Here is a 5,366-nt window from a genome sequence, read left to right on the forward strand (position 1 = left end):
CGTCGACATCAAGGTCGGCGTCGCTTACGGCAGCGACGTCAAGCAGGTTCATGCCGTCCTGCTGGAGATCGCCCGCAGCCACCCGATGGTGCTGAAGAACCCCGAACCCTTCGTGCTGTTTTCCAATTTCGGCCCTGCCGCCCTGGAATTCGAGATCCGCGTGTTCCTGGCCGATGTGATGAATGGCAACATCGCGCAGAACGACATCCGTTTTGCCGTCCTCGAAAAATTCAGCAGCGAACACATCGAGATGCCCTCGACGCCGCGCGCCGTGGTCGAGGCCCATAAGCCCAAGGCGTGGCCGACAGACGACGACAAGATCGAGGCCGACTTCGCCGAACAGGAGCAGATAAAGGCCGAAGCCGAGGCGGAGAAGAAGCGGCTGGTCAAGTCCCGCAAGAAGCCAGATCCGGACTAAGCTGGGACTCCGTCGACCTTGATCCTGCCGGAACCGATTGCGGCATGAATGCGGCATTCAGTTGCGGTTCAGCTTCCATCTCCTATAAGCTCCCATGCAAAGGCGAAATTGCCTTGCGAAATGCAACAGAGGCGGTGGGAACACCGATATTGCACCATGTGGAAGTCTCTCGTCGCTGCCGTCGCCCTGGTCGCCGCCATCGGCTCGGTCCATGCCGCAAGCGCGGTCAACAAGGACGCCGAGACCCGCACGCTGGTCGTGACCGAGGGCGGCAGCAAGACCGACCTCGCGCTGGCTGGTGGCGAAACGGTTGAGTTCTGCCCGAATGGCTGTTTCGTCACCTTGCCGAACGGCGACCTCGAAGCTCTGACCGGTTCGGAAACCATCGAAATCTCGGGCGGCGTCGCCCGAATCAGGTAATTCCGGTTGCATATCTTGAGGGCCGGGCATTTGCTCGGCCTTTTATTGTTTCCGGTAGCAGTTGCTTAACAATGACGCCGGAAATACCGTCACGGCAGCCGTCTGCAACCGGGCGTTTTAACGTTCGCTGCGCCATCGCCCGCTATACCAGCCTCAAGACGCCGGAAAGCGGCGCGCAACTCTACGCGGGCAGGGCAGAACGGACATGGATGCGCGGTCGGACAGGAACGCAATACCGCTTGCGGTCGATCTCGACGGCACGCTGATCGCGACCGATCTGTTGTGGGAAGGGCTGTTCATCCTTCTCAAGAAGAACCCGCTCTATATCTTCCTGGTACCGTTCTGGATCGCCGGCGGGCCGGCGCGGCTGAAGCAGGCAATCGCGCAACGCATCGACATCGATCCGGCATCGCTGCCCTATCGCGAAGTGCTGCTTTGCCGCCTCCGGACCGAACACGCCGAGGGCCGCAAGATCGTGCTGGCGACCGGTACGCCGCGCAAGTTCGCCGACGCCATCGCGGCCCATCTCGGCATTTTCGACCAGGTGCTGGCCACCGATGGTCTCGCCAATCTCACCTCGGGCAGGAAGCGCGCTTCGCTGATCGCAGCCTATGGCGATGGCGGTTTCGACTATGCCGGCAACAGCCGTCACGATCTCCAGGTCTTCGATGCAGCGCGCAACGCGATCGTCGTCGCGCCCGACCGCCATGCCGCGCGCTGGCAGGCAGCGCATGGCGCCGAGACGATGCCGGCGCCGAAGCCGACTTTGCGGACCATCGTCAAGATGCTGCGTGTCCATCAGTGGCTGAAGAATTCGCTGATCGCAGTGCCGATGGTGCTCTCGCATGAATATTTCAACACCGACATGATCTGGCAGTGCCTGCTGGCATTCGTCTCGTTCAGTGCGGTGGCATCGGCCATCTATATCCTCAACGATTTCTTCGACCTCGCGCTCGATCGCAAACACCTCACCAAGCGCAACAGGCCGTTCGCCAGCGGTGCGCTGTCGATCCCGTTCGGACTTGGCGCGATCGCGGTGCTTCTGGCGATCGGCATCGGCACCGGGCTGTTCCTGTCGCCCGAATTCATGGCTGTGCTCGGCGGCTATATGGTTGTCACCACTGCCTATTCGCTGTCGTTCAAGCGCATGCTGCTGGTCGATGTGCTGACACTCGCCGGCCTTTACACGATCCGCGTCCTGGCCGGTGCGGCGGCGACCGGCGTCGACGTCTCGTTCTGGCTGCTGGCCTTCTCTATCTTCTTCTTCCTGTCGCTGGCGCTGGTGAAGCGCTTCGTCGAACTGCGCACCACCGCCATTCCGCCTGGCGAGCGCATTGCCGGCCGCGGCTATCGCACCGAAGACCAGGAGATCGTCGCCCAGGCCGGCATGGCTTCGGCCTTCTCCTCGGCGCTGGTGCTGGCGCTCTACATGGACAGTGTCGCGGTGCGCGAGCTCTATCCGCATCCGTGGCTGATTTGGCCGCTGGCGCCGATCGTGCTTTATCTCACCATGCGCGTCTGGATCCTGGCACGCCGCAACGAGATGCATGACGATCCGGTCGTCTTCATCATCCGCGACTGGCGCAGCCAGATCGTGGTGCTGATCGGTGCGGTGATGCTGGTCATCGGGGGCTGGTAGGCATGGCCGCCGAACGTTTCCCGAGCTTTGGCCTTGCTACGCCGCCGGCGCCGCGCGCTATCGGTGCCGACGAGGCTATCTCGCTGCTGAAGAGCGGTCAGGCCAAGCCAGCGTCGCTGCTTGCCTATGGCAATGGCCGCTCCTACGGCGATTCCTGCCAGAACGGGGCCGGCGCGGTCGTCGACATGCGTTCGCTGAACCGGATTCGTGCCTTCAACGCCGAAACCGGTGTTCTCGAGGCGGATGCCGGCGTGCTGTTGTCCGACATCATCGCCCACGCTGCCCCACACGGCTTCTTCCCGGCGGTTGTGCCCGGTACCCAATTCGTCACGCTGGGTGGCGCCATCGCAAACGACGTGCATGGCAAGAACCATCATCGGCGCGGCACATTCGGGTGCCATGTCGAGAGCTTCACGCTGCTCAGGTCCGACGGAAAGACCTATCGCTGTTCGGCATCGGACAATGCGTGGCTGTTTGCGGCGACGATCGGCGGCATGGGGCTGACCGGCCTCATCCTGTCGGCTTCGATCCGATTGATGCGGGTGCATTCCCTCGACATCGTCGAAAAGGCGACGCCGTTTCGTGATCTCTGCGAATTCTTCGGTTTGGCCGAGGCGGCCGATCAGGCCAATGAATATGCGGTCGCCTGGATCGACCAATTGGCCGGCGGCCGCAACAGCGGTCGCGGCCTGCTGTTCACTGGTAATCACGCCGAGCACGGCTCGCATGCCGCCTCGCGCGCCGGTGGCAATCTCTCGGTGCCGGTCCAGCCGCCGTTCAATATGCTCAACCGGCCGTTCCTGACCGCCTTCAACGCCACTTACAGGTGGAAGAAGGGCCGGTCGACGGAACCGCGCCAGGTCGGCTATCAAGGCTTCTTCTTCCCGCTCGACGGCGTGCGCGACTGGAACCGGCTTTATGGGCCGAAAGGGCTTTTCCAGCACCAGAGCGTGGTGCCGGAAGAGACGGCGCGCGAGGCCGTGCCGGCATTGCTGGTGGTTGCAAGGCAAGCCGGGCAGGGTTCCTTCCTCACCGTGCTGAAGCGCTTTGGCTCCATCCGCTCGCCGGCGCTGCTGTCGTTTCCGCGTTCCGGCTACACGCTGACACTGGATTTCCCCAACAGGGGTGCCGCGACACTGACATTGCTGCGGGAACTCGACCGCATCACGGTCGAGGCCGGCGGCGCGGTCAATCCATACAAGGACGCCCGCATGGCCGCCGAGATATTCGCCTCGTCCTTTCCCGAATGGCAGCGGCTGGAAGCGCTCCGCGACCACGCCTTCATGTCTGACTTCTGGGCGCGCACCGCGAAGAGGTTGGATGCGCGACGAGGCTCAGTCGAGGCGGCCGAATAGATAAAACTCGAATAGTTCTTGGTTAATTAAGGATTAATAACGCGATTTACTCAGAATATTGTTGGGACTTCACCAAATGTTTGCGGGTTTGTAATAGCAAGCGTGAAGGGGTGGCTTGGAACACATGAAATACATCGTCTTCATTCTCTTTACAGTCATGACCAATGCCGCCGCGCAGCTGATGCTGAAGCAAGGCATGATGTCGCTCGGGCCGATCTCGTTCGAGGGCGTCAATCCGCTCGTCAAGTTGCTGCAGATCGTTTTCAGCCCCTGGGTGTTCCTTGGCCTGTGTACCTTCGTCATCTCGATGGCATCGCATCTCTATGTGCTGTCCAAGGTCGAGCTCTCCTTCGCCTATCCGTTCCTCAGCCTCGCCTATGTTGCCGTCGCCATCTTCGCTTATTTCGTCTTCCGCGAGGACCTCAATGGCTGGCGCATCGCCGGCATCGCCTTCATCTGCGTCGGCACGGTGCTGATCGCCCAAAGTGGCCGGGATTTGGGCGAGCGAGGGCATGAAGACCAGACGGCTTCCATCACGCCTGACAAGATCCAAGCAAACGAGACTGTTCGATGAGACATGTGATTTTCGGCGGCGACGGTTTCGTCGGCCGCCATCTCGCCCCGAAACTTGTGGCCGATGGTGAAGAGGTCGTCGTCGCCGATATCGTCAAGAGCGACCTGCCGCATTACCGCACTGTCCGCTTTGTCCAGTGCGACGTCATCGATCCGGCATCGGTCGCGGCGGTTGGGCTGAAGGCCGACGACATGGTCTACAATCTGTCGGCCAAGATGCTGTCGCCGATCCAGGTGCGCGCCAAGCGGCACGATTTTTTCTTCCCGGTGAATTTTCATGGGACCGAGCACATCATGCAGGCCATGGACAGAGCCGGTGCGTCAAAACTCGTCCACTACACGACCGACATGATCTACGGCCACACGGTCACGCAGCCGATGACCGAGGAGCACCCGGTGGCGCCGCTGGGCGAATATGGCTGGTCGAAGCAGAAGACAGAGGAGCTTGCCGCCGAATGGCGCAAGCGCGGCATGTCGATCTCGCTGTTTCGCCCGCGCCTGATCATCGGCCCAGGCCGGCTCGGCATCCTGGAAAAGCTGTTCAAGCTGATCGACTGGAATTTTCCGGTGCCGATGATCGGTTCGGGCAGGAACCCTTATCAGTTCATCTCGGTGTTCGACTGCGCCGAGGCCGCGCGCGCGGCCTGGAAGGCCGGTGTGCCTAATGAGGCCTATAATCTGGGTTCGCTCAACCCGCCGCCGGTCAAGAAATTGCTCGGCGATCTGATCCGGCATGCCGGCTCGAAATCGATCTTGATCCCGACACCGGGCTGGGCGGTCAAGCGCACGCTGGACCTGCTCGACCTCTTGAACATGCCGATCATGGACCCGGAACAGTATCTGATCGCCGACGAGGACTGCGTGCTCGACGTGTCCAAGGCCGGGCGTCAGCTCGGCTGGGTGCCGCAATATCGCGACGAGGACATGCTGATCGCCGCCTACAGCGAGTACCGCGCAAAGA

At 61.7% G+C, this 5,366-nt stretch carries 5 protein-coding genes and 1 pseudogene; all 6 read left to right on the top strand.

The genetic code is table 11. The features are described 5' to 3' along the window. Nucleotides 1–418: pseudogene (locus EN750_RS16980) on the top strand (mechanosensitive ion channel domain-containing protein); the annotation flags it as partial. A 156-nt stretch (nt 419–574) separates the two neighbouring features. Next, nucleotides 575–838 carry a hypothetical protein gene (locus tag EN750_RS16985; protein WP_189526260.1) on the top strand — a complete coding sequence of 88 codons (264 nt, stop codon included), beginning with the start codon at nt 575–577 and terminating at the stop codon, nt 836–838. 205 nt (nt 839–1,043) lie between these two features. Further along, on the top strand, nt 1,044–2,477 hold the full coding sequence (locus EN750_RS16990; RefSeq protein WP_127330329.1) for a UbiA family prenyltransferase: 1,434 nt from the start codon (nt 1,044–1,046) through the stop codon (nt 2,475–2,477). Nucleotides 2,478–2,479: 2 nt separating this feature from the next. Further along, entirely contained in the window at nt 2,480–3,832 is a 1,353-nt protein-coding gene (locus EN750_RS16995; protein WP_127397098.1) for an FAD-binding oxidoreductase, read from the top strand. A 124-nt stretch (nt 3,833–3,956) separates the two neighbouring features. After that, complete coding sequence (locus tag EN750_RS17000) at nt 3,957–4,406, top strand: EamA family transporter (RefSeq protein ID WP_127397099.1); 450 nt, start codon at nt 3,957–3,959, stop codon at nt 4,404–4,406. Beyond that, nucleotides 4,403–5,366: NAD(P)-dependent oxidoreductase (locus EN750_RS17005; protein WP_145967731.1), on the top strand; the 964-nt coding region annotated here is incomplete at its 3' end. The genes EN750_RS17000 and EN750_RS17005, both read left to right, overlap by 4 nt.

It is taken from the genome of Mesorhizobium sp. M7A.F.Ca.ET.027.03.2.1 (genome assembly GCF_003999175.1).
Taxonomy (GTDB): Bacteria; Pseudomonadota; Alphaproteobacteria; order Rhizobiales; family Rhizobiaceae; genus Mesorhizobium.

Excerpts from the sequence above, each read along its gene's own strand:
- EN750_RS16990 (WP_127330329.1), top strand. The coding sequence starts at position 1,044 with ATGGATGCGCGGTCGGACAGGAACGCAATACCGCTTGCGGTCGATCTC.
- EN750_RS16995 (WP_127397098.1), top strand. The coding sequence starts at position 2,480 with ATGGCCGCCGAACGTTTCCCGAGCTTTGGCCTTGCTACGCCGCCGGCG.
- EN750_RS17000 (WP_127397099.1), top strand. The coding sequence starts at position 3,957 with ATGAAATACATCGTCTTCATTCTCTTTACAGTCATGACCAATGCCGCC.
- EN750_RS16985 (WP_189526260.1), top strand. The coding sequence starts at position 575 with ATGTGGAAGTCTCTCGTCGCTGCCGTCGCCCTGGTCGCCGCCATCGGC.